Source organism: Lysinibacillus sp. NPDC086135, from assembly GCF_044746345.1.
Classification (GTDB): Bacteria; Bacillota; Bacilli; order Bacillales_A; family Planococcaceae; genus Lysinibacillus.
In genome coordinates this window covers 1-24,987 of the sequence record NZ_JBIVCA010000006.1, presented here as the reverse complement: position 1 = coordinate 24,987, position 24,987 = coordinate 1, and the positions used below count along the sequence as shown (strand labels likewise).

General features: G+C 35.6%; 26 protein-coding genes and 1 pseudogene. 20 read left to right on the top strand and 7 right to left on the bottom strand.

What is annotated here, in order from left to right; genetic code table 11:
- Positions 1-67 precede the first annotated feature (67 nt).
- A pseudogene (locus tag ACIPKN_RS09905) lies at positions 68-172 on the bottom strand (flagellin N-terminal helical domain-containing protein); the annotation flags it as partial.
- 449 nt (positions 173-621) lie between these two features.
- Between ACIPKN_RS09905 and ACIPKN_RS09900 the strand changes: the two are divergent.
- A complete protein-coding gene (locus ACIPKN_RS09900) occupies positions 622-1,707 on the top strand; it encodes an SH3 domain-containing protein (RefSeq protein WP_400935590.1) in 1,086 nt (361 codons plus the stop codon).
- A 614-nt stretch (positions 1,708-2,321) separates the two neighbouring features.
- Here the strand turns inward: ACIPKN_RS09900 and ACIPKN_RS09895 are convergent.
- Entirely contained in the window at positions 2,322-2,591 is a 270-nt protein-coding gene (locus ACIPKN_RS09895; protein ID WP_400935588.1) for a hypothetical protein, read from the bottom strand.
- A gap of 913 nt (positions 2,592-3,504) precedes the next feature.
- Here ACIPKN_RS09895 and ACIPKN_RS09890 point away from each other — a divergent pair.
- From ACIPKN_RS09890 to ACIPKN_RS09875, 4 genes are read left to right on the top strand one after another with little or no spacing between them, the layout of a single operon-like run.
- The gene (locus ACIPKN_RS09890; RefSeq protein WP_400935586.1) at positions 3,505-4,203 is read left to right on the top strand and encodes a response regulator transcription factor; all 699 of its coding nucleotides are present in this window, start codon (positions 3,505-3,507) and stop codon (positions 4,201-4,203) included.
- Positions 4,200-5,648: a HAMP domain-containing sensor histidine kinase gene (locus ACIPKN_RS09885; RefSeq protein WP_400935584.1), complete on the top strand. Its 1,449-nt coding sequence runs from the start codon at positions 4,200-4,202 to the stop codon at positions 5,646-5,648. The genes ACIPKN_RS09890 and ACIPKN_RS09885 overlap by 4 nt, the downstream gene beginning before the upstream one ends.
- Positions 5,648-6,715 carry a LolA family protein gene (locus ACIPKN_RS09880; protein WP_400935582.1) on the top strand — a complete coding sequence of 356 codons (1,068 nt, stop codon included), beginning with the start codon at positions 5,648-5,650 and terminating at the stop codon, positions 6,713-6,715. Before ACIPKN_RS09885 ends, ACIPKN_RS09880 begins: the two co-directional genes overlap by 1 nt.
- A gap of 11 nt (positions 6,716-6,726) precedes the next feature.
- Positions 6,727-6,948, top strand: coding sequence for a hypothetical protein (locus tag ACIPKN_RS09875; RefSeq protein WP_400935580.1), 222 nt, complete (start codon positions 6,727-6,729; stop codon positions 6,946-6,948).
- A 251-nt stretch (positions 6,949-7,199) separates the two neighbouring features.
- On the opposite strand, the gene fabF is transcribed toward ACIPKN_RS09875, so the two are convergent.
- On the bottom strand, positions 7,200-8,435 hold the full coding sequence (fabF, locus tag ACIPKN_RS09870) for a beta-ketoacyl-ACP synthase II (protein ID WP_400935578.1): 1,236 nt from the start codon (positions 8,433-8,435) through the stop codon (positions 7,200-7,202).
- 122 nt (positions 8,436-8,557) lie between these two features.
- Between fabF and ACIPKN_RS09865 the strand changes: the two genes are divergently transcribed.
- Positions 8,558-9,409 carry a helix-turn-helix transcriptional regulator gene (locus tag ACIPKN_RS09865; RefSeq protein WP_400935576.1) on the top strand — a complete coding sequence of 284 codons (852 nt, stop codon included), beginning with the start codon at positions 8,558-8,560 and terminating at the stop codon, positions 9,407-9,409.
- 194 nt (positions 9,410-9,603) lie between these two features.
- Positions 9,604-10,557: an MBL fold metallo-hydrolase gene (locus ACIPKN_RS09860; protein WP_400935574.1), complete on the top strand. Its 954-nt coding sequence runs from the start codon at positions 9,604-9,606 to the stop codon at positions 10,555-10,557.
- Here the strand turns inward: ACIPKN_RS09860 and ACIPKN_RS09855 are convergent.
- The 3 genes from ACIPKN_RS09855 to ACIPKN_RS09845 all read right to left on the bottom strand — a co-directional run bounded on the left by ACIPKN_RS09855 (position 10,540) and on the right by ACIPKN_RS09845 (position 12,110).
- Positions 10,540-11,046, bottom strand: coding sequence for a YrdB family protein (locus ACIPKN_RS09855; RefSeq protein ID WP_400935572.1), 507 nt, complete (start codon positions 11,044-11,046; stop codon positions 10,540-10,542). The genes ACIPKN_RS09860 and ACIPKN_RS09855 overlap by 18 nt on opposite strands.
- Before the next feature lie 283 nt (positions 11,047-11,329).
- Positions 11,330-11,683: a DUF4260 domain-containing protein gene (locus ACIPKN_RS09850; protein ID WP_400935570.1), complete on the bottom strand. Its 354-nt coding sequence runs from the start codon at positions 11,681-11,683 to the stop codon at positions 11,330-11,332.
- Entirely contained in the window at positions 11,670-12,110 is a 441-nt protein-coding gene (locus tag ACIPKN_RS09845; protein ID WP_400935568.1) for a MerR family transcriptional regulator, read from the bottom strand. Before ACIPKN_RS09845 ends, ACIPKN_RS09850 begins: the two co-directional genes overlap by 14 nt.
- A 151-nt stretch (positions 12,111-12,261) precedes the next feature.
- Between ACIPKN_RS09845 and ACIPKN_RS09840 the strand changes: the two genes are divergently transcribed.
- The 7 genes from ACIPKN_RS09840 to ACIPKN_RS09810 all read left to right on the top strand — a co-directional run bounded on the left by ACIPKN_RS09840 (position 12,262) and on the right by ACIPKN_RS09810 (position 18,027).
- The gene (locus tag ACIPKN_RS09840; protein ID WP_400935566.1) at positions 12,262-12,486 is read left to right on the top strand and encodes a sigma factor-like helix-turn-helix DNA-binding protein; all 225 of its coding nucleotides are present in this window, start codon (positions 12,262-12,264) and stop codon (positions 12,484-12,486) included.
- Positions 12,483-12,710, top strand: coding sequence for a hypothetical protein (locus ACIPKN_RS09835; protein WP_400935564.1), 228 nt, complete (start codon positions 12,483-12,485; stop codon positions 12,708-12,710). The genes ACIPKN_RS09840 and ACIPKN_RS09835 overlap by 4 nt, the downstream gene beginning before the upstream one ends.
- Before the next feature lie 131 nt (positions 12,711-12,841).
- Complete coding sequence (locus ACIPKN_RS09830; RefSeq protein WP_400935562.1) at positions 12,842-14,290, top strand: GGDEF domain-containing protein; 1,449 nt, start codon at positions 12,842-12,844, stop codon at positions 14,288-14,290.
- A gap of 244 nt (positions 14,291-14,534) precedes the next feature.
- The gene (locus tag ACIPKN_RS09825) at positions 14,535-15,050 is read left to right on the top strand and encodes a sigma-70 family RNA polymerase sigma factor (RefSeq protein WP_400935560.1); all 516 of its coding nucleotides are present in this window, start codon (positions 14,535-14,537) and stop codon (positions 15,048-15,050) included.
- The gene (locus ACIPKN_RS09820) at positions 15,037-15,699 is read left to right on the top strand and encodes a TIGR04104 family putative zinc finger protein (RefSeq protein ID WP_400935558.1); all 663 of its coding nucleotides are present in this window, start codon (positions 15,037-15,039) and stop codon (positions 15,697-15,699) included. Before ACIPKN_RS09825 ends, ACIPKN_RS09820 begins: the two co-directional genes overlap by 14 nt.
- A 145-nt stretch (positions 15,700-15,844) precedes the next feature.
- Positions 15,845-16,420, top strand: a complete 576-nt coding sequence (locus tag ACIPKN_RS09815; protein WP_400935556.1) for a biotin transporter BioY — start codon at positions 15,845-15,847, stop codon at positions 16,418-16,420.
- A 32-nt stretch (positions 16,421-16,452) separates the two neighbouring features.
- Positions 16,453-18,027 carry an amidohydrolase gene (locus ACIPKN_RS09810; RefSeq protein ID WP_400935554.1) on the top strand — a complete coding sequence of 525 codons (1,575 nt, stop codon included), beginning with the start codon at positions 16,453-16,455 and terminating at the stop codon, positions 18,025-18,027.
- Between the two features lie 128 nt (positions 18,028-18,155).
- On the opposite strand, the gene ACIPKN_RS09805 is transcribed toward ACIPKN_RS09810, so the two are convergent.
- Positions 18,156-18,374: a hypothetical protein gene (locus ACIPKN_RS09805; protein ID WP_400935552.1), complete on the bottom strand. Its 219-nt coding sequence runs from the start codon at positions 18,372-18,374 to the stop codon at positions 18,156-18,158.
- A 256-nt stretch (positions 18,375-18,630) separates the two neighbouring features.
- Here ACIPKN_RS09805 and ACIPKN_RS09800 point away from each other — a divergent pair, with 256 nt between their 5' ends.
- The 6 genes from ACIPKN_RS09800 (at position 18,631) to lepB (ending at position 24,838) form a co-directional block, all read left to right on the top strand.
- Positions 18,631-20,400 carry a glycerophosphoryl diester phosphodiesterase membrane domain-containing protein gene (locus ACIPKN_RS09800; protein ID WP_400935550.1) on the top strand — a complete coding sequence of 590 codons (1,770 nt, stop codon included), beginning with the start codon at positions 18,631-18,633 and terminating at the stop codon, positions 20,398-20,400.
- Positions 20,401-20,618: 218 nt separating this feature from the next.
- Positions 20,619-21,551: a stalk domain-containing protein gene (locus ACIPKN_RS09795; protein ID WP_400935548.1), complete on the top strand. Its 933-nt coding sequence runs from the start codon at positions 20,619-20,621 to the stop codon at positions 21,549-21,551.
- Positions 21,552-21,784: 233 nt separating this feature from the next.
- Positions 21,785-22,216 carry an NUDIX hydrolase gene (locus tag ACIPKN_RS09790; RefSeq protein ID WP_400935546.1) on the top strand — a complete coding sequence of 144 codons (432 nt, stop codon included), beginning with the start codon at positions 21,785-21,787 and terminating at the stop codon, positions 22,214-22,216.
- A 188-nt stretch (positions 22,217-22,404) separates the two neighbouring features.
- Positions 22,405-22,938 (top strand): cysteine hydrolase family protein, encoded by a 534-nt coding sequence (locus tag ACIPKN_RS09785; protein WP_400935544.1) that lies wholly within the window; start codon positions 22,405-22,407, stop codon positions 22,936-22,938.
- Positions 22,939-22,952: 14 nt separating this feature from the next.
- Positions 22,953-23,498: a GNAT family N-acetyltransferase gene (locus tag ACIPKN_RS09780; RefSeq protein WP_400935542.1), complete on the top strand. Its 546-nt coding sequence runs from the start codon at positions 22,953-22,955 to the stop codon at positions 23,496-23,498.
- A 749-nt stretch (positions 23,499-24,247) separates the two neighbouring features.
- Positions 24,248-24,838 (top strand): signal peptidase I, encoded by a 591-nt coding sequence (gene lepB, locus ACIPKN_RS09775; RefSeq protein WP_400935540.1) that lies wholly within the window; start codon positions 24,248-24,250, stop codon positions 24,836-24,838.
- Positions 24,839-24,987 lie beyond the last annotated feature (149 nt).

Below are 24,987 nucleotides of genomic sequence, written 5' to 3'. Positions count from 1 at the left end.
TCTAAAAATAATGGGGCAGTAGTATAAAGTTATTTGCCACAACCTCGATCAAGGGAAATAGCAATACCGCATCATCACTTGCACGATTAATCTGAAAGCCAGAAGAGAGTTTTTCTAAATTTTTTTGAATTTTGTTGTTACTTTGTTTTAGCTTATTATTTGTATTTAAAGCATAGGTTAGTCCTTATTCTCATATATCCCCTTATTTTGATAGATTTTAAGTTAAAATGCTTTTGTTTACAATATATGTACGACATATCTCCTATTAGTATAATAATTTTTAATGCGAAGCAAAATATTTTAAAATAATAATTGTGTAATTTAGAGATAATACGACATCTATCGTTTAGATTTGTGAGATGAGAGGGTCTGTAAGAAAAAAAGTTTAGTTGAGCTTGGAAAGCCTATAAATAATAGGTTTTCTGAGCTTTTTTAGATGTGATGAGAACAATTTTGATAAATTAATTTATAATTTGTTTTCTATCGAAATATTCTTTGGTTTATATATATGTTAAAAATGTTTTATGGATATTTACACGTTTAGTAATAAAAAATATGAAAATATATACAATCAATAGGATAAATGGTAGAATTGTAGAGTTGTAAAAGGAGGTAAATTGATTGAATATACTAAAGAAATGGTTTGTTGCAGTTTTTGTACTCATGATGCTATTTAGCATTCAGTACCAAGTAGCAGATGCGGCTGATTATCGAACAGTGAAGGTTGTAAGTGGTACGAACTTGGTTGTGAGAGAGTCGCCAAATGATGCATCCGGTTCCATTGGTAATCTAGCTAAGGATGAATTTGTGATAGAGTTTTCTTCCTCAGATGGTTGGTCTCACATTCAAACAGGTGATGTAAAGGGATATGTTTCTTCCTCTTTTTTAAGTGTTCCACCTTCGACGATTAAAATTGCAAATTCTAAAAGTGGTCTCGTTGTGAAATCTAAGCCATCTCCTTCAGCACCAACATTAGCTACATTAAAGTATAATATGATTGTTGAAGACTATGGATCAGTAGGCAATGGTTGGTCATTTGTGCAATATGGCAATGTAGTAGGTTATGTTAAGTCCGATTTTATTGGGCAGACTAAAACAACGACAAAGTACGTTAATACAGGTAGTGGGGTTATCGTTCGAAATATTGCCAGTCAATCGGGAGCATCAGTAGGTTCATTAAGTAATGGTACACAGGTAACTGTACATTCTACATTAGTAGGTTGGTCCTATGTGACTGCTGGTAATATCAAAGGATACGTAGTAGATGCATTTTTATCCACAAAGAAGCCTGTTGTGCCTTTCAATAATATTAACTTTAAATTGACTATTCGTGATGTAGAGAAAAATGAAAAATCAAAGCTTATACAAAAACTTCAGGATGGTAGAGATACTTATTTAGTCTACGGAACGACAAAATATGGCTTTTCAGCACAGTTGACATACTTTTTTACTGGTGGGCAAATAGAGATGATTAGCTATGATTTCCTTCCCGAACAAAATAGTTATCACACATGGGATCAAATGTCTTCTTTACATGACCGACTACATAGGCAAGGGGTAGCGGAATTCGGTAATGATTACCGATTTACCTATACAAAATATAGCCATTTATATTCGAGATGGGAAAAGAATGATTATACTGCTTTGATCTCTGTGAATGATGACAAACTTTATACAACAGCAAGATTAATATATTATCGTAAATAAAATTTCGCTCTACCAGCGATGATTGAGTAGAATAACTAAGGGAATCTGTTAAAAGATTCTCTTTTTATTTTGCGGAAATGGGATATAGTGTTTAATTAAGATTTAATAAACCAAGTTCAAATTAAATGTAATACACCTTATCCATATAAATAATGTATAGAGTGCCATCTGTGTTACTGGCTAGAGATTCAGGTTAGCCTATAGGACGCTTGTTTGTCGGCATAATAGTCATTTTATATCAGCTAAATTCTTTACCTCGGTCTGTTGGGGCTGCTTTTATAGTGCCTTTTGGTAATTTAGTATGAAGTCGACGTACTGCTCTTTCCATTGATTGAGCTGAGCGATCCGGTATCAAAAAGAGGAAGAAAAATTAAAAAAGTGCAGTACTATATGCAGGTAGAATTGCAGTAAATGTAAAATCTTCTGGAAGAGTTTGTATAAAGAATACATTGGCTGGATATATCAAATAATAAATCTCTGACTTAAAATGATGTTTGTATAATTCCTGATACTAACTAAACAACTAGGTTTCACTCCCTAAGAAACAAAAAAAGCGCACAACTCGTTAATGAGTCAATGCGCCTTTTTTATTATTCCAATAAATACTAAATGCCCTATCTTTCAACTGCTACATGACACTTACTACCAACCATTTTATCGCATTTTACCTTTGTTTCGTAAATTCTACCATCATATCCTCTTTCTTGTACTAGTACATACTTGTCATTTGCCCCATTATTTACAAATACATAATCAACTGCATCCGGATATAAGTCCTTGACATAAACATACTCAGTCCATGCATTCGCTGATACTGCAGGAATAAGTATAGCTCCTGATAAAGCAAGTGATCCTACCATTTTTGAAATTTTTGATTTTAACATAATTAACTCTCCCTTTACATTTGTTTTCTCTATTAATAAGTTGCATTTAATAGAACAATACAACCATAACACAACAAAAATGAAAATGTTGTCGAAAATTGTATTTATTTAAATAAATTACAAATATTGCCCATTTTGTCACATTTATTTACTTGGTACCACCAACCATCACCAAGCCACTTTTAGAATGTCCTAAAATGAAATGAACAAAATCAGTTATTTTGAATAAAAAATACATATAGATCTATGATCGTTTTAAAGGTTAATAGTCGTATCGTTTCGATAGCGCAGCCATTAGGGGATGCGAAAGTGATAGTTCAAAGCGGAGACGGACAATCAGTATTCAAAACGAAAGTTGAAAAAAACAGCATTCTCGAGTTGTTCAGTGGCAGCCAAATAGTAGATGTTGAAAAAAAATCTATTGTTTAATAAAGGAAATCTAACTGTTATATTAATATCAATAAGTGAATTGCTTATTCCAGAAAAAGGATTATTATAATGATCAAACTTTTTTACAAAAAATTTCATACTTATCTAAAAGAGTAACTCCATTTCGAACAATCTTTTTCGAAATGGAGTTTTTGAAGTTGTTGTAGATAAGGATTGAGGCGCATTTTGGGTAGAACGAATGATAGAAAAGGCGAATCGACGGAAAGGCCGAACAGAACGAAGGATTGGAAAGCAGGCGACGGAAGGCTCGAGCAGAGTGACGGAAAGAAAAGGCGAAGCGACGGAAGGCCCGAACAGAGCGACGGATAGCCAGCCCAGCTCGACGGATACAAAAGAAACCAACCCTTACTAACAAAAAAATTGAGAAGTGACGGATAACCAAATCTATGATAATTATAAAGAAAGTATAAAGTTCAAAAAAAATGTCTTTTTACATAGTAAGGTTAGTTCAGGAGGAAAACAGATGAGAGAAAAGCTATTACTGATTGAGGATGATACGGCGATAGGGCGTATTGTGAAGGATACGCTTGAGCAAGAGGGTTACCAAATTACTTGGGCAACAACAGGACTTGAAGGATTAACTGATTTTCAAGCGGATACGTTCGATTTAGTGTTAGTCGATTGGATGTTACCTGAGATGGATGGTCTTACCGTTTGCCAAAATATTCGTTGGGAAAGTGATGTTCCTATTTTAATGATGAGTGCGCGTAAGGAAGAGGCAGATAAGGTTGAGGGCTTGCAGGGCGCTGACGACTATATAGCGAAACCATTTAGTTTAGAGGAGTTAAAGGCACGTGTAGCCTCACACTTACGTCGCTGGAAACGTTATACGAAAAAAGAAATAGCTGAAGATGTAACATCCTTTGCACACGGTTTAAAAATTGATTGGCAAAAGGAATCAGCGCGCCTTAATGATCAAGAGCTTGCCTTAACACAGAAGGAATTTGCTCTGTTAAAACTACTTGCGAAAAATCCAAGCCAAACCTTTTCAAAAGAAGAGCTCTATCAACATATTTGGCAACAGGCGAGCGTAGATGAAACACATACAGTAACAGTACATATAAAGGCACTACGGGAAAAGCTAAAAGATCCAGTGAAATCACCGTATTATATACAAACAGTATGGGGCAAGGGTTATCGCTTTATCGGTGAGCTACTATGAAAATTAAAACATGGTTACTCATCACTTTCTTCATCGTGATGGTTTTACCGATAACAGGTGCTTATAGCCTTTATGTATGGATTAATGCCTATTATCAAGATAAAAACGTTGGTGAGTATTTCGAAAAATTAACAGAGCTCAATCAGGTGAAATCTGTTCTGGAAAATCCCCTGTATTATACAAAAAATGCAGATATAAAAGATATTGAAGCACTAACGAATGATCAGCTCTCAATTACACTTTACTCGAAATCAGGCTTACGTTTGTATTCCTCTGATCCATTGAAACTGGTGTTTGATTCTAAAGATAGAGTTTTTAAAGGTTTATATGAGCTAAAGCAAAATTACAATGCCTTTACTTATAAAGAACCTGTTTATCAAGATGGAGAATTGCTTGGGGTTTATGAGATTCAATTAGTTAGGAAGGACTGGGTAAAAGGCGTAGAAAGACGTTCTTGGCTTGTAATAGCTAGCTCTATTGTATTATTTCTCCTTATTTATTTTGCAGTTATGATGCTACTTAACCGTAAATTAAATCGCCCGTTACATGAACTGATGCGGCAAATGCGTACTTTTGCAAAGGGAGAGCATGTGGAGTCAAATTTAGTGGCAAGAAAAGATGAAATTGGGGAACTTGCTCAAACCTTTCTTGCCATGCAGGACGAAATTGAAACAGCGCGTGCTCACTTGAAAACTGAACAACACCAGAAGGAGTTAATGATTGCAAGTATTTCCCATGATTTAAAAACACCTCTTACAGCTATTCAAGCATATGCTGAGTCTTTACAAAGCAAGGCGTTAACAGAAGAACAGCAAGACGAGTACCGACAGATTATTTTAACAAAGTCTGAAACGATGAAGCATATGTTAGAGGATTTACTAATGTACACTTTACTGCAATCGACAAGCTATCATTTAGAACTTGTTGCAGTTGATGGTGCCGAGTTTTTTGAAATGGCACTGTCTGATTATGAGCAGCTATGCAAAGATCAAGGATTTAGGCTTGAAGTTACTTGTGACATAGCCGGTATGTATGCAGTGCATCCGAAGCAGCTTCAACGGGTGATCGACAATTTAATGAGTAATGCTTGGCGTTATGGAGCAGTAGGGACAACGATAGGTTTAGCAGCCGTGAATGCTGGACAATGTCCTATAGGGTGCTTTGATTTTGTATCGCCAGCACTGAATAAGCAGCATGGTATGTATATCATTGTGCAAAATAGCGGGCAAAGTGTCAAAAAAGAGGATATTGAGAAGCTATTCGAGCCCATGTACCAAGCAGATACAGCACGGACAAAGGCAGGGGAGCGCGGCACTGGACTAGGATTAAATATAGCAAAACAAATAATAGAAAAACACGGTGGGACAGTAGAGCTTGTATCGAAAGAAGGCTTTGGAACAGCTGTACTTTGCTGGCTGCCACCATTTAAAGGAGAGAATTCATAATGAATTGGAAAAAATCATTACGTGCAGCAGGTTTAGTTGCCGCACTAACATTTAGCTTAGTAGGTTGTAATACAGAGGGGGCATATTCACCACAGGAAATTATTGATCATGCATTACAGGAAACGAAGGAACCACTTGCTTATTACGGTGAATACACGATGGATATGGGCGAGGCTGGTGGAAAAATTCAAGTCAAAGAGTGGACTAAAGATGGTAAACGACGTATTGAGACAACAGCTGAAAATGGTGATCATAGCATCACAGTCAACAATGGCTCACAGGTAATTATGTATGATGTTGTGAAAAACACTGTTCATAAAATAGATATTAGTAAAGGTGGGGTAGATGAAATCCCATCACAAAGAGACCAGTTAGAATTACTATTTAACGCAGTAAAGGATACACATGATGTGAAAATGGCAGGAGAGGAGAAGATTGCTGGAAGAGATACGTATAAAGTTGTAGCGAAAGCTAAAAAAGATGATACTTTAATAGGCGATATAGAAGTATGGGTCGATAAAAAAACATGGGTAACGTTAAAAACAATAACAAATAGTGCTGGAAATAAAATGACAACAGAGTATACGAAAATGGATGAAAAGGCAAAAATTGATGATGCACAATTTACACTTGATATTCCAAAGGATGCAAAAGTGGAAGAAATAAGTGTACCTGAATCTGAGTCAGTGACACTGGATATAGTGAAAGAACAGCTTGGCGAATTTTTAATGGTGCCAGAAGGAAACGGACTAACTTTGGAGGATATTTCATTAGATAAAGGGATAGAAGATCGTTCAGAGTATACCTTTAGTTATGCGAAGAATGGTCAGCAAGATATTTCAGTAACAGTTTTTAAAGCAAATAGTAATGCTAAGAAGGTAGAGCCTATTAAAGGTGAAAAAGAAATGGACATTCGAGGTCAAAAAGGTACTGTAATGGACGAGAATAAATTCCATTCGATTAGCTGGCAGGAAAACGGCTATCAATATAGCATGTTTACTGTAGACTCTAAGCGAACAATTGAAGATCTTGTAGCCTATACAAAACAAATGACCATCGTTAAGTGAGGTGAATGGGTATGAAAAGAAATGAATTTATAAAATGTCTCGCATTGTTTTTATTTAGCACAGTTTTTTTATACGGTGTAGGTGAAACATATGGCGTTCCATGGCTACAATTTCATTTCTTAGGACAATACAATGATGAAGGTTTTTATTTTAGTTTTAGTTCTTTAACCCCTATACTTGGTAGCTTACTAATTGTTGCGTTATATGAAACGAAGATTAAGCGACTTATTTAATATAATGAGAAAATCCACTTTGAAAAAGAGTGGATTTTCTTTTTCTCTTGATTGTGTAATGACAATAAAGTTATTTAATATTGAAGTCTAAAAAAAGCATTAGTCCGCATATGTGGACGGATGCGATTCAAAATCTTCATGCGAAAACCTAAGGGTACTCCGTTTCCTACTTGTTCAACAAAAGGGCCATTGAACGGAATAAATCTAACCATTTCCTTAAGAAACGGTTAGATTTACTAGAGAAAATTTATTCACTCGTATTTCTTGAAAATAATTGCCGCATTATGACCTCCGAAACCGAATGAGTTTGACAGACCTGTATTTATCTTCACTTTGCGAGCGATAGATGGTACATAATCGAGATCACATAAAGGATCAGGATTTCCTAAGTTAATTGTTGGAGGAATTATACCTTCCTTTAAACTCATCGCTAAAGCAATTGCTTCAACCCCGCCTGCTGCCCCTAACATATGACCGAGCATAGATTTATTAGCTGTTACTGGAATCTGATAAGCTTGTTTACCAAACAGTTGCTTAATAGCCTTCGTTTCGGAGATGTCTCCCACTTTTGTACTTGTTGCATGGGCACTAATAACATCAATTTCTTCAGGCGATAAATTTGCATTTTTTAAAGCTGATTTCATTGCAAGGTAGGCACCTTTACCTTCCGGATGAGTAGCTACGATATGGTGTGCGTCTGAACTTGCACCGTATCCAATGACTTCTACATAAATCTTTGCCTCTCTACGTAAAGCATGAGATAAAGATTCTAAGATTAGAATTCCAGCTCCTTCTGACATGACAAATCCATCTCGTTTATCATCAAATGGACGACTAGCTTGAGTGGGGTCATCGTTTCTTCTTGATAATGCTGTAGCATTACCAAAGCTAGCTATTGATAAGTCTGTTATAGCTGCCTCTGTTCCACCTGCGAACACAACGTCAACTTCTCCAGAACGAATGAGTCTAAAGGCTTCACCAATAGCTGTATTTCCAATTGCACAAGCGGAAACGGGCGACATAGAAGGTCCCATTGCGTTCCATTTGATACTAATTTGTGCTGCAGCAGCATTAGAAATCATAGCAGGTACTAGGGTCGGGCTAACTCTTCTAGGCCCTTTCTGTCGAAGCACATCAATATTTTCAATCAAGGTTTCAATTCCTCCAATACCTGAGCCTACATATACGCCTAACCTCTCTACATCTATACGATCGAGGTCTAACTTAGAATCTACCCAAGCTTGTTCGGCTGCGGCCAAAGCAAATTGAGAAAAACGATCTAAACGTTTAGCTTCGTTCATTCCTAAAACTTCAGCTGCATCAAATCCTTGGACGATTCCTGCAATTTTTGTCTTATGATTAGTAACATCAAACGTATCGATAGTGGATATACCAGATTCCCCGTTAATCAAATTGTTCCAAAATGTTTGGATGTTGTTTCCTAAAGGAGACACTATCCCCATACCTGTAATCACAACTCTTTCCAATTTTCATACCTCCAAATAAATGATTTACTTGTATTTTACATCTCTTTTATCCTATTACAAGTAACAGTTTATCCTGGTATAATTACTAATAGAATAAATTGATAAGATGGGGAGTTTTAAAAATGAATGATAAAACAAGGCTTGAAGCTTTGTCGACTTTCTTAAAAGTTAAACGTGCTCAAATCAAGCCAGAAACTGTTGGTTTACCTGCCGGAACTCGGAGAAGGACCCCAGGATTACGAAGAGAAGAAGTTGCACAATTAGCAGGTGTAAGTACCACTTGGTATACATGGCTAGAGCAAGGAAGAGATATAAAAGTTTCTTCAATCGTACTTGATTGTATTTCTACAGCTCTACAATTAAATAATGATGAAAGGGACTACTTATATGACCTGGCATTAGGGACAAAATCAGAAATTACAAATCAAAAAAATAATCAATCAGAGCTTAGCCCTTCTTTAAAGCGTATACTAACTGAATTAACATATTGTCCAACTATTATTACAGATCGACATTGCCATATAGTGGGCTGGAATCCGGCAGCTGCTCATGTTTTTTTAGATTTTGAACAAATACCAAAAGATCAAAGAAATTTGATTCGTTTAGTGTTCACTAGAAAAGAATTAAAAGCATTGGCCGTCAATTGGGAGCATTTTGCGAAAGGTTTTCTTGCCATTTTCCGTACCTATTATGGACACTATTTAGGCGATGAATGGTACAACCAATTTATTAATGAAATGAGTTATTCACATTCAGAATTTCAGGATTTGTGGCAAGAAAGTCAAGTAAGTAAGGCTCCAGAAATGATAATTGAATTCAGACATGCTAAAGCAGGCAAAATGTTGTTTAATTTAACTTCTCTTCAGGTTCAAGGTGAGATGGATTTACGGTGCAGTGTCTATACACCAGTAGAGGAAACGGATACAGAGAATAAATTAAAGCGATTAATGAAAAGGGTTTCAGTTAAAAATTAATAAAGTTTTTCGTTATTCCATTAAATGGAGCTATTGTTGACAAGTAGTAAAAGGGTGATACATATTATTGATAACTAATATATATCACCCTTTATTTTTTATGGCTTTTCTTGATAATAAATTAAACAACTTAATTTTCACGAAAATTTATCATTAAGAATGAATCTATAATATGTAAAAAGGGGGAGTTATAAATGGAACAGGGGATTGTAGAAACAAAATATTTTACTTTGCGTACTTTATGTGACGGTGTGTTTGCTGCTATTGCTAAGCAAGGTCAGGATGCTTGGAGTAATGCAGGAATAATTGATTTAGGTGACGAGCTTCTAGTTTTTGATTCGCTAAGTACTCCTTCAGCGGGGGATGAGTTAAGGCGCCAAGCTGAAAGTTTAACGGGTAAGAAAGTAAAGTATTTGATTAATAGTCATTATCACGGGGATCACGTTTTTGGAAATCAAGTATTTTCAGATACAACGATTATTTCTACATATGTAACGGAGAAATTGTGCAAAGAAAAGAACATGATTGAAGACTATGAGAAGGAAAAGCAGGACATGAATCAATACCTGCATCAGCTAAAAAATCAAATCGATTCAACAGAAGACAACATTATAAAAGCGAGCTTAATCAATCAATATCAAGAAATGTCGAAAGTGTTAGATGACCTATCTCAATTACAAATTGTACTACCATCCTTGTTGTTTGAAGAAAAATTAACTATCACCGGATCCGATAGAACTGTGGAATTATACTGTTTAGGTGGTGGACATTCACCGAGTGATACATTTATGTACCTACCTAAAGAAAAAATAGCTTTTATGGGTGATTTAGCGACTGAAAACTTACATGTACCGATCCATAATCCTGAAGAATTTTTAAAGATATTAAAGCGAGTTAAACAAATCGATATAAATATACTTGTACCTGGTCATGGTAATATTGCTGATTTGACTTTATGCGATACATTAATTGAGTATTTATCTTTCATGACTCAACGTGCAAAAGAAGCTCTTCAACGAAAATTGTCACGAGAAGATTTTATTGCTGAATTTGAACTACCTAAGGAGTATAAGGAGTGGAAGGGAGTAAACGGTATTAAAGCTAACCTTACAACGATATACACATACCTTCTAAAAAATCCACTTTAAAAAACGTGGGTTTTTTAGCGTTGATGAAAATACGGACAATAAAATCTGATTGATGATTATTTGTATAGCTAATTGTGTTCGTCCAGTTGCATACAGAGCTATAACGGCTAAAGAGAAGATCGTAAATTCAAACATAAAATGCCAAATCCCATTCAATGGAAATGTTGCTTTGGGTGAACCAAACATACTCCAACTAACTACGAAAAAAGCAGGTGCTCCAATGCCAAGTAAAAGCTTGAAGAACATGCCTTTCCCAGTTTGTATACCCCAAGATCCATATGCCATTAACACGCAAATTTCTAATATCCCTCCGAAAAATTGGTTTTTGTAAGGGGAAACATCAACGCTGATAAAGTGAACAGACTTGGTGATAAAAACGTTCATCGCTGATAGAACCGCGAACATCGCTGATAAAAGTGCAAGAATCGCTGATAGAACCGCGAACATCGCTGATAAAAGTGCAAGAATCACTGATAGAACCGTGAACATCGCTGATAGAACCGCGAAAAAGCTTTTTAGCAGCGAAACTCTATGGTTTAGCGGCGTTCTTTGCGTGGTTGGCGGCGAAACTCAAAGTTTTAGCGGCGAATTCCAACGCAAGCTGTAAAAATTAGGAAAACTAAAATCGGGGTTGAAAAACTTTGTATAGAATTTTACACAATATTAAGGACTTGACTCGAACATAGCTGATAGAACCGCGACCATCGCTGATAAAACTCAAAACATCGCTGATAAAACCATCCAACCTATCGATATAATCGCAGCTTCTAACTTAAGCTATTTGTTGTAAATGAGTTTTAGTAAAGGCATCATCATATTTTAAACCATAGCCTAGCATACGATCTAAAAATATATGAGCAAGCCAAATGATAGTAGCCATTAGCAGCGGGGTCGATACTGTGATAAAGCCTATAGTCAAGAGAATAGCAGGCACGACTAAACTATGGCCAATATTGTAAAATAACGCGCCAATTTTAGTGTTTACGATGTAGCCTAACATCGTTATATCTGGTAGGAATAAAAGCAGGAAAAAATATAGGAACGAAAATTCAAAATACCAGTAGAAAAATACACTTACTAAAAATGCTATTAAATATTCTAATGCGATAATTTTACGTATTTTCATAATGAACATTTCCTTCCTGTAATTTATTATACATATCCTCGATAAGTGAGCCGATGACCAACTTATTTTCTGCGTATTTTCCTTCAGCCATTAATGTTTGAGTGAGCTGTAAGGATTGAAGTGCCTGCTGATAAAAAAATAACTGCTGTTCAATGTTGGTGATCTTTGTTGAGAATAGTTGTACTGTTTGTTGATTGCAGGCATTTGAAGTTGGCTTTTGCTCTAGTGTCAGCAGCTGTTTAATTTCTTGTAATGTAAAGCCGAGCTGTCTTAATACTAAAATAAATTTTATAGTATGTTCACAAGTGACATCATACACTCGATAGCCATTGTCCTGTTTATGTGGATGTAGTAATCCTTCTTTTTCATAGTAACGTACGGTATCAGTAGATAAATTATACTTAGTTGCAAATTGTTTGATAAGCATGTGAGCACCTCCTAATTTTATCCTAACATTGGAGTATGCTCCAAGGTCAATATGAATATTCGAATTTTTATGAAATAAATAATCCTTGCCTTGCTTTTATTACCGTTAACCTTGATAAATAAGCACGTAGCTGTCCACGTTCTTCATAATCATGCTGCGAAAATTTGATAAAAGCCTTTTGCACAATGCTATTTTAAAGCTTCCATTAACATATAGAGAGTCTAACATCCTTTACTATAATGAAGAAATGAAGATTGCCGACATAGCACAAATTCTAAGTATTGTAGAAAACATAGCGAAAACAAGGCTAAAAAGGGCGAGAGAAGCCTTAAAGTCTCATTTACAGCAAGAGGAATGGGAGGTGCTTTGGACATGAATGAATGGCAAAAGGAATTGGTGAAAGTAGCAAGTAGCTGGGGATATGGAAGAGAGCAAAGAGTGTGTCAAAAAGCGCGTCTTACAGCAGCAACCTGCCAAGTCTCTTTAAAGAAGGGGCTTGTTTTTTCTATGTTGGGAAATTATAGTTTTTGTACTATCATAAATATTCAAAGTATAAAAAGAATCGTTTTTATAGGGGTATATATTATCTTTTTGGGATAAATGAATTACTGTATGGTATTTTAAGGTTAAATTTACTCATTAATTTACAAATAAATGAGTCTGAGGAATTGTAATATTATGCACATAAAGATAGTATTAAAGAAGTAGGGGTTAATATAAGGAGGGGCGGTATGAATACACAGGAGTTTGAAGAACTATGGATTACACTAAATGAATTGTATGATGCAAATCGCTTTATAGAATATATAGAATTAAGTAGTGCCGCAATTGAAAGTGCTATTGAGCTTGGTATGTATAAAAAAGCAATCCTGTTATTACGCTTTAGCTGTGCAAGCTATTTCCAAACAGGTGATTTGCAAGTTTCCATTAGTGTACTTGAGAAGTATCGCGAATTAACCTTTCACTATGGCGATGAGATTGATTTAATTCATCATTATATTATTGTAGCTATTTATTGGGGAACGTTTGGCCATATAAAGAAGTCTAAAGAGTTTATGATTAAGGGACTAAAGATTGCTGAGCGTATTCAACATATAGATAGTATAGGGAAAATTTATAATAATTTGAGCGACTTAGAAAACTCTTCAGGGAACTATCAAGAAGCAAAGGATTTTGCATTAAAGAGCTTATACTATGCCAATTATTTTGAGACCAAGCATGAAAATCCATATTCAGGGATTATGTATTCAAAAATAAACTTAGCTGTTGCGCAAATTAGTTTGGAGGAATTTGATGAAGCAGCTGAATTATTGCAAGAGTTGTTAGTGACGATACAGAAACCACCTTATTCTAAGCTACAATTGGAGGTTATGAATGCCTATGCTTTACTTTGTGAAAAACAGGGACGCATTTGCGAGGCCATTGATTTGTACCAAAAGTCGAAGCACTATGCCTTAAAAAATAATGATTTATCTATGCTTCAAACGATCTACAATTCTTTGGTGAAGCTAATAGAAAAGCAAGGTAATAAACTTGTATTGTGCTCGATACAAAAGGAATATATTGACGTTTTATTAGAAATTCAAAGGGAAAATTATACTCATTTATTATTTGAGATGGAGTACGATGACCAGAAAAAACATTTTGAAAAAACTTCTTACATTGATCCATTAACGAATATTTATAATCGACGCTATTTTGATCAGAATGCAGAGAAAATGGTGGAGAAAGCTTCAGTAGATAATCAGCAATTAGCATTAATGATGATTGACTTAGATCATTTTAAAGAAATCAATGATACAAATGGTCATTTGTTTGGTGATGATGCTTTAACGATTATTGCAACTACATTAAAGGACTATTTTCAAGCATTTGAATCGATAGTAGCTCGTTTTGGTGGAGATGAGTTTATTGTACTTTGTAAATTACAGGAAGGTGAATCTGTTCAAACGATGACGGAAAATCTTTATCAAACATTAAATTCTCTGTCTTTAATAATTAATGATGAGACTGTCCATTTAGAATTTAGTATTGGTGTAAGTACAAATAAACAAGGCCAAATTACCGCGGTCGAAGAGCTGATCCATAATGCGGACACAGCACTGTATACGTCCAAGCGCAATGGCCGTAACCAAATTACGTTCTTTAATCATTATAGTGATGTGGGAAATAGTATATAAACAGGTCCGATCATGGTACTGGCGAATTTTAAAATGTAAGCGTTCTATTCAGCGAAATATTTTTAACTTCTTTTAGCGGGTATCTAAACATCCGCTAAAGATTTAATCATAAAGGATCTGCTTCATTTCAACGAACAGTCGTTGGAGTTTGGCAGATTCTTTTCTTTTAAAAAATTTTTTTAAAAAAATGAATCGGAAATGAAGTGGCATCCGTCAGTAGTTTAGAAAGAAGGTGGGACAACAAATGGATATCGAAAAAATTATTGCAGAGCACGGTGATTACTTACTAAAGGTTGCTTATTTATATGTGAAAAATGAAGCAACAGCTGAGGACATTGTGCAGGATGTGTTTATCGCCTTTTATCAAAAGCAGGAGCAATTTCGTCAAGAATCATCATTACGTACATATTTAGTAAAAATGACGGTCAATCGAAGCCATGATTATTTGCGTAGCTGGAAAAGTAAACGACTGACACTCTTTGAAAAAATAACAGGGCGTACGACAGCAGTCACGCCTGAAAAGGAATTTCTTGCTAAGTCTACAAAACGAGAGCTAGTAGAAGCTTTGTTTACATTATCTGTTACATATAGGGAAGTACTAATTCTCTATTATTTTGAGGATATGACGACAGTGGAAATTGCACAGCTCGTATGTTGTCCAGAAGCAACAATACGTACAAGATTACAACGTGCGAGAAAGCAACTTGCAACAGCAATCGGTGATTATGATTGGGAGGTGTTACGCCATGAATCAATTTAAAGAAGATGTGCTAAATGAACTTCGGGATGTAAAGCTTACAGATGAAAAAAAACAAGCAATAGCCCAAAAAGCTTATAATAAAACGAAACAAAGAAGAAGTAGTCCATGGCAATATCGTGTGGTACTAGCAACGTTTACGATTTTTGTCATTGGTTTTAGTTATTTATTATCACACAAAAAAAATTCAGGAAGTCATCAGGCAGCTAGCTTACAGCAAGAAGCGGATACATGGAGTATATTGACATTTTTACAAAACGATTTCGTAAAAGGTATTTTGCTTTTTAGCTTTCTGGTAGGTGTTTCCTCTATCGTTAAACTTGTGCTAATTAAGAAAGGATATGGCCTACCGGTGTGCATTGAGTGTGGGGAAACTTGGTCAGAGAAGCAATCACGAAAAATGTACCGGAAAAATGGACAACTCGAATGTCCTTATTGTGGGAAAAAACAATATCGTACAAAAAAATCTATGCAAATAGGTGGCATTTTAGCATTTCCGGTTCCTTTTATTTCTTTTATACATTTTGTTTTTAATAATATTACGATTGGGATTATTTTCTTTATAGTTGGAGTTCTTATTTATTATCGTCAATTAGCACCATATGTCTTTGATTTGCAAGAAAATGATCCTACCAACGATCCGCTTTGGTAATTTGTGAAGAGAAATTGCTAGTTCACTATAGCAATTTCTTTTTTTAGCTATTTTTCAAAATAGATTGACAACAGTTTTTATTTGCTATATCTTTGTGTTAACTTATTTACAACATGAGTTAACGTACAAAGGGAGGCAATTTAGTTTGAAAAAGAGTAGTACATATAATTTTGTGTTAGCGGCATTTGGTGCAGCGATTATTGCTGTTCTTGCACAAGTAACGATTCCGCTACCACTTATTCCAATTACAGGACAAACATTAGCAGTAGGCTTAGTCGTAACGATTTTAGGGACAAGAGTTGGTACGCTATCAGTACTGCTTTATATTTTACTTGGTGCAGCTAGTCTTCCGGTATTTAGTGGTATGTCAGGGGGATTAGTTATTTTAGTTGGTCCTACAGGTGGCTATATTGTTGGATTCCTTGTTATGGCAATTATAATGGGCTTATACTTAGATACATTTGGACTGACTATTTTCCATGCAATTGTCGCGAACATCATTGGAATGGTTGTGACATTGGCGTTTGGAACGACTTGGTTAAAAATTGTCGGAGATTTAACTTGGACAGCTGCTTTTATGGGTGGAGCGGCACCATTTATCGTCGTAGGTATTGTGAAAGCTGTTCTAGCAGCATGGTTTGGTGTAATAGTACGTCGTCGCTTAGAGCGAGCACATTTAATTTCTTTCAGTGGGGTCCAAACACTCGCTGAAAGAAATTAAAGCCGATTCCGTATTGGATAGGAGGGATTGTTTTGGCAACGTTATGGACTGGTGGAAAAATTTACACGATGGCGCAAGTTGGCGAAACAGTTGAAGCAGTCCTTGTAAAAGAAGGAAAAATTGTGGCGACAGGCTCGGTAGATAGCTTGTCGCCACATGCTACTTCTATTCAACATTTACAAGGGAATGTGATGTATCCAGGCTTTGTCGATAGTCATTTACATATTATTGGCTACGGGGAGAAATTAAAGCATATTGATGTATCGAACGTCAGAAGTAAGGACGAGCTACTGGCAATTATTCATGAGCGGATGTTAGAAGTTCCCGCAAATGAATGGGTAATCGCGATAGGGCTTAATGAGACACAATTTATAGATCCTATTTTCCCAACATTAGCGGAGCTTGATGCCTTAGGGGAAGCACATTTAATCATTAAGCGCAGCTGTCATCATTTAATTTTGGCTAATTCCAAGGCGCTGGCATTTGCGGGAATAACTAAGGACACACGATCTCCAGAAGGTGGGTTCATTGATAAGGTGGATGGACAGCTAACAGGGGTTTTAAAAGATGCAGCATTGTATATGATTGTCAACCATATGCCTCATATTACGTCTGAGTATATTGAGGATGCTCTCGAAAAGGCGGTAATATCGCTGCAATCATATGGTTTAGTGGGTGGTCATTCTGAGGATTTAAGCTATTACGGGCCACCGCTTCAACCAATACATGCTTTTCGAAAGATTATCGAGGCAAAGCGATCCTTTAAAGTTCATTTATTACAACACCACACGGTATTTGAGGAAGTTGCTAAGATGGAAGAAGTATCTTCTCCGTATTTAGAGTTTGGTGCCATGAAGATCTTTATCGATGGTGCCTTTGGAGGACGTACTGCTGCTCTTCGTGAACCGTACTGTGATGAACCAGGCAATTGCGGTATGCTTGTACATACAACAGAACAACTAGTGGAATATGTTCAACTTGCACGTCAACATGGACAAACAGTGGCAGTGCATGCCATTGGCGATTTAGCCATTGAAACAATTTTAAAAGTATTTGCTGCCCATCCGCCTCGTGAAGGTCAATTAGATCGTGTTATTCATTGTAGCTTAGTCGATGAAGGGATTTTAGAAAAACTCGCTGCGTTGCCTATCGCAGTGGATATGCAGCCTCAATTTGTGCAGGGAGAGTATGAGGCAGAACTAGCTAGGCTAGGGGAGGAACGAGCAAAAGGCTTACACCCATTAAAATCGCTACTAGATCGTGGATTAGTTGTTGCAGGCGGCAGTGATGCCCCGATTGAAGTGCCAAATCCATTATATGGTATATATGCTGCAGTAACAAGGCGGAATTTTGGGGAATCGCATAATGGCTACGCTCCAGAAGAGAAAATTTCACGCTTCGAGGCAGTACGACTTTATACGATAGGAGCTGCACAAATAATAGCTCAAGACCATGCTCGAGGTAAGATTGAAAAGGGCTATACAGCAGACTTCACTGTTTTAGAAGAAGATCTTTTTACAATAGCTATCGAAAATATTCCACAAGTAAAAGTCGCCTATACGGTTGTTGATGGCCGTATCGTTTATGATAAAAGCGCCCAGTCGTAACGGAAATCAACCCGTGTTTTGCCAAAGAGTCTTTTATAACATCTTAATTCATTGACATAATAATTTTATAAGAACATGAAAAACGCTGTGAAGAATAAACTTTACAGCGTTTTTTCATTCTTTAGGAGCTAGCGTCTTTCTGATAAATTTTCCACTTGTTGCTCAAGTATTGTCACTCGTATTGTTAAATTATCTACTTGTTGCTGAAGTGTTTCTTGTGGAGGCAAAGGAGCAGTAGATTTCATTCTTTTAATCGTATTAATCATCACGAAAAATATCGCTAGGAAAATGACAAAAAGTACGGTTGTACTAATAATATCACCAAGATGAAACATTGTTTGTCTCATAATTATTAGCCCCCTTATTTTGTATCGATTCTATTATTTACCGAGTTACATACAAAAAAGTTTCAAGAAAATATTTATAGACACTAAAAATACAGAAATCTTATCATTTTTCCTTGCATATTATATGGAAAAATTGTATTTCAAGAGCAGAAAATAATTAGAAATAAATGGCTTTACATATCATATAGGAAGAGCTTATAAAAATCGGAAAGATGCTTAAGATAGGGGATACGATAGGTATGACTGAGGTGAGTAAATGCATAAAGAGGGACAAGTAATGCGACAAGCTGTCTACAATATTTATATGTATCGCATCGATTATATACAGGTTTTCGCGCTGATTAAGTTATTTCAGTTTTTATTAATTGTTCCTATGACGGCTATCGTATTTAAGCTAATGCTGCGAGTAACGGGCTACACACATATTACGGAGCAAAATATTCAAAGTTTTATGGTGCATCCCTTTGTCATTTCGATGTTTATTCTTTTGATTGTGCTTATTTTTCTATTTATTTATTATGAAATGGGCTTTCTTTTTTTAATGGCTTTTTATCAACAACGAGGAATTCAATATCGATATCTACACATATGGCAACAGCTCAATCGTAAGGTACTTTCTTTTTTTAGTATTCAAGTCATTTTTTTATTTATTTATATTGCACTTTTATTGCCATTAGCTTCATTTATATTTCCACTAACGTTAACACAAGCAATGACCATTCCGCACTTTTTGACAGATGAAATAATGAGTAGTCGTTCGGGCCGTTTACTTTATGCCGCTATGGTAATTGTTTTAGTAATAGTGGGCATACGTAGTATATTGGCTTTGCCGATCTTTACAATCCAGCCCAAAATATCACTACTTCGTTCATTCATACACAGCTGGCGTTTTTCAAAGCAGGACTTGTTAAAACTTCTTGGATTATTAGCTATACTAGTAACAGTTCTTTTACTTGTGATGCTTGGAATTACACTTATAAGTACATTGCCATTATATATGTTGGAGCGTTTGATACCGAGTACAGCACTTGTCACAGCGGGGATTACTATTGCTTTTTTAGAAATGGTTTTCGTCGTGTTATTTAGTATACTGCAAGCAATGATTTCACAAGTAATGGTGGCTTTTACTTATTACACCCCTTTAAGCAAGACAAGGTTTACACCGAAATTTCGAAGAAGGCGCTATAAGCCATTGTTATTTATCGTTTTGTTTGTTTTTATCGCATTAAGTGTGATGAATATTATTTCGTTAGAGAAAAGTGTTTATGCACCAGATACAAAAATTATTGCTCATCGTGGCTACACAGAGGGTAATGTGGAAAATACAATCAGTGGCCTTGTCAGCGCAGCAAGTGCAGGTGCAGACTTAATCGAGGCCGATATTCAGCAAACGGTAGATGGACAATTCGTTGTATTTCATGATCGAACATTAAGAAGACTTACAGGTAAAAATGGTGTTATATCTAATATGACACTCGGTGAATTAAAGACGTTAACGATTCATGCCAATGGTTTTAATGACAAAATTTCATCTTTAGATGATTTTATTGAAATAGCAAAAGCTTTAAATGTTTCCTTACTGATTGAATTGAAAGTTCATGGTAAAGAAACAGAAGATGTATTGCCCAAGTTAGTTGAAAAACTAAAAGCTTATAAGGTGCTCGATACGTATTATGTGCAATCATCAGACCCACAAATGATGTCACAGTTAAAAAAATTGGCGCCGAATTTACGTGTAGGGATTGTCTATGCATTAAACATCGGGCCGATGGATGAAACAGTTGATTTTATATCACTTGAGGAAGCATGGGTAACAGATCAGCTGATTTCAGAGATGAAGCAACAAAAAATTAAACTGTTTGTCTGGACATTAAATAAAGATCAGTCATTACACGATTTTATTCGGAAAAATGTCAATGGCGTCATTACCGATCTCCCAGATATGGCTTTGAAAATAAGGAAAAAACAAAATGAGCGTAACTATTTTTTACAGCGTATATTAAATCTACTTCAATTTATGTTTTAAATTAATACGATTAAACGCAATAACCTGCGCGAAGCAAGGAAATACTCGCGAACCGAAAAAATACTCATCCAACCAGCATAAGAGAAAGCTGTGATTCTTTACCGTAAAAGAATCACAGCTTTTTTAGCGGAATGGAATAAATGTTGGCAATGTTGTAACCTTTTTCTTTCATAGCCGACTACTACTATGAATTCGTGAAATGAAGGAGATGCTTTTTTATGAAAATGACGAAAGTTGTACCATTTGCCATGTCAGCATTATTAATCGGGGGCGCTGTAGTAGCTCCAACTGCATCAGCAAACGAAGGAGAAGCGGTTGTGACGAACGCTACTGATAATAATGAGCAAAATCCACAAGTTCAACCTATTTTTATTAAAATAGCTGGAACAATTGAGAATGTTGAAAAACGTGACGATTCAACATATTACACTGTAAAAGAGGAAGAGAATACGAATGTTTTTGTCGTAAATGACGATACACTAGTTTTCGATAATACTGGTAAAGAAGTTAAACTACAAAAAGGTGATAAAGTAACGGCATACACGTATGCAAATAAGCCAATGCTGATGATTTATCCACCACAATATAACCCAGAGGTAATTATTGTTGAAACAAAAGAAATGGGAACTGTAGAAGTAGACTTTTTCAATAAAGAATTAGTGAATACTGATAATACGTTAAAACTAAATGTTGGTAAAGAAACGGAATTACTTAGCCTGTCTGGTAAAAAAGTAAAGGCAGAGGATTTAGCAGAACAACATTTACTAGTGTTCTATACAATTGCAACAATGAGTATCCCAGCACAAACACCACCTTCAAAAGTTGTCGTTTTAGATACGATTGCACAAGAGCCAGGTGAAGTGGATCCATCTAAAGCTGCAGTACAAGAAATTATTAATAAAGACTTTTATGAGGTCGAAGGTACTAAAATGGTACCACTACGTTTAATTGCCGAAGAGTTGGGCTTTAAAGTAGAATCAACAGGAAATGGTGCAATTATTTCTAAAGGCGCATTATCTTATACAATTACACGCGATCAAAAAGAATATGGCTATAATAAAGCACTTCGTTATTTTAAAGTAGCACCAGCTTTATTAGAACCAACAAAAACATATGTACCAGTTGATTTTGTTGAAGAATTAATGAAATAAAACATTTGAACTTCTTCTTCTTGCCAGGTGACGGAGGAAATAGTAAAAAATATTTTGAGCGGCTTAATCCCTTTAAACTAATGGGCTTAAGCCGTTTAATCGTTTTTGATAACGTTCGTTTTTACAACGACTCCTACCATGCAGAAAAATACTTACGGTAAAAAAATCGAAAAAGGAGAAGACTCTTCTGATGCAGAAAATACATATAATATACTTTTTTAGGAGGCGATAATATGTTTATCGTTAATGTTGAAGCTGCAATATACAAAAATAAAAAATGGCTGTTAATAAAACGTAGTGAAAAAGAGGAACATGCAGGGGGAGTATTGTCTCTTGTTGGTGGGAAGGTCGAAAAGGAAGGGTTCTCAACAAATATTTTAGAAAGAACACTTATAAGGGAAATTGCCGAAGAAGTTGGGGTGGAGGTTTCAAATCTAAGGTATGTTAATAGTTCCTCCTTTTTGACAGATGCAGGTATTAGTGTAGTTGACATCGTATTTCTTTGTCATCATCAGCTCGGAGAAGCCTTTGCAAAGAGTTCTGATGAAGTTGACAGTGTCGTGTGGATGACAACTGAACAAATACTCGATAATTCTTCTATACCAAATTATTTAAAGGAGAATATAAAACTTGCTGACACATTAGTACTTGCAACCCAAGGGTAGAGGAAAACATCACGTCCTGTGATAACCCCTTCATACCAACATCGTGTCTCCTCAAGTGGCTCATCAGTCACCCACCTGAACAAGTTCATCTAAAATGGAAATCTCTCTCTTTTCATAATTCTCTTTAAATGGAAAAAAATTTTTTGTACAATAAGAGAATTAAAGTCAGATTCCAAAAGGAGAACTATATGAAGCAGGCATTAATGATAGTGGATATGCAGGAAGCATTTTTTTTGGATAGTGAAAACTACTTATTTGATTACGAAAAAGTAATAGAAAACATTAATATGTTAATAACTTGGGCACGGCACAGCGAAGTTCCAATTATTTTTATCCAGCATACGGATTCAAATAAAGATGACGATTTTGCGTTTGGCAAACCAGGCTGGGATCTATATCACGGACTTCTACGACAACCAGATGATAAAGTAATTCAAAAAACAACGTGGGATGCATTCTATCAAACAGAATTAGCGCAATACTTACAGGAACAACAAATTGAGCAGCTTATTTTCGCGGGTGCTCAAACAGAATTTTGTCTTGATACGACTATCCGAAATGCCTATAGTCATGGATACCATCATAATATTTTAGTTGAAGGTGCACATACCACCCTAGATAGTCACGTATTAAACGCACAGCAAATTATAAAGCACCACGAGTCCGTTTGGCACAATCGATTCGTGAACATTAAGCTAAGTACTATCTTTAAAACTAAGTAAAAGAGGTTTCAATAATGCGCATAAACAGCCAAGAATTTACTATAAATGAACTTCATTATACAATTAGATCTGCCAATATAGAAGATGCTCAAGCATTATCAGATCTGAGGCTACAACTTGATGGAGAGACGGAAAACTTCGATAGAGAACAAGGGGAAGGCTTTATCGATACGACAGGATTTGAAAAAATCATAAAGGAAGACACGGTAAGTCCAAGGAATTTGTGCTTAGTAGCAGTAGTTGATAATCGCATTGTCGGATTTTCTAGATGTGAGGGGTCTCCATTAAAAAGATTTGCTCATAAAGTAGAGTTTGGTGTAGGTGTTTTAAAGGAATTTTGGCGTTATGGGATAGGAAAAAACTTCCTAAAAGCATCAATTGAGTGGGCTGACACGAATGACATAAAAAAAATGGCCTTGAATGTTGTAGAGACAAATGACAAAGCAATTTTGCTCTATAAAAAGCTTGGCTTTGAAGTTGAAGGCGTCTTAAAAAATGATAAACTCCTTTCAGATGGCAAATATTATAATACAATTGTCATGGGAAGAATAAAGGCATAATTTTAAAATAAACCCAGCTAAGCAAATAGGTGCTTAGCTGTTTTTTTACAACAAAAACAACTTTCTTCTCCTATTAATTACGAAAAAATGACCTGGATAACAGCTCGATTTTGTTATTAGCCCCTCAAAGCTTGCACTCTTTTTTTTTTATTCATGAACAGTATCCTTTCTGCCAGAAAAAACATATCAGTTAGTTTAACTACATTAACGATTTGCTACCTTAACTTTATGGGAAAATTCTATTAGCTATAAAAATTCATATCATTGATCTAGTTGCAACAGATACTTTCAGACTTAAAAGTAATCCTTTTGAATGTAGGTTAAGTACAAAAAACAAAAAAGAGACGTATCCTTTTCACACCCCCATATTTGGCGATGAACAAAACAAATAACATTACATAATATAGAAACATGAAATATTATTAAAAAGGATGATGTGTTATTTCTATAGTAAGAAATGGTACCCTTCCTAACGGCGAAATACATGACGGCTGGGAAGATGTTGATGTTGTTTGGGACATTGATCGTTGGGAGAATGACGGAGGTAGAAGTGTTGGAACGAGTTCGAGGACGTGAAAAGGCTGTCTATATTAAATGATGAGGGAGACGAACTTGTCTCCCTTTAAAAATGTTCCTTATGTAAATAGAAATACCCTTTGTATTTGTTTTTTTAAAAATTACGAACAGAAAATTGAAACTATTTTCCTTTTTTTACGTATTAATTAAGAGAAATACTAGGAGGTGGAATTTTGGGAGAAGAAATTCAGGGAAAACAGACAAATGAGTTTGTTGAATGGGTAAAAGCAATTGCATTCGCTTTATTGGTGGCATTTTTAATCAAGCAGTTTTTATTTACGCCAGTACTCGTAAAAGGTGCTTCTATGGAACCGACACTGGAAGAAAGCGATCGTGTTATTGTTAATAAAATCGGTCCGAAATTTAAGTCAATTGATCGATTTGACATTGTCGTTATTAATAACATTATGATAGACAATGAAGAAAAAAATATTATTAAACGTATCATTGGTCTACCAGGAGATAAAATCGAGTATAAGGATGATCAATTATACATAAACGGAGAAAAGTACAGTGAACCTTATTTAGATCAGTACAAGAAGGATTTAAAAGATCCTGGGTCACTTACATATGATTTTACGTTAGAACAAGACTTAGGTGAAATTACCGTACCTGAAGGGCATTACTTTGTATTAGGTGATAATCGTCGTGTAAGTAATGATAGTAGAAATCCTGAGTTAGGTTTCATCCCTAAAGAAAAAATTATGGGTACAACAAGTATCGTCTGTTGGCCGATCGAGCATATTGACTTTAGATTTAACTGATAGATCGAAGGCTTAAAACTTGATAAAGATAATAAAAATGACCACTCCATAAATGAGGGCACTGAAAAAGTCTATATCTTTTCACATTGCGAGGTATTCAACGATTAAATCGTTGAATACCTCGCTTTTTTCATTTGGCACTGTGACTC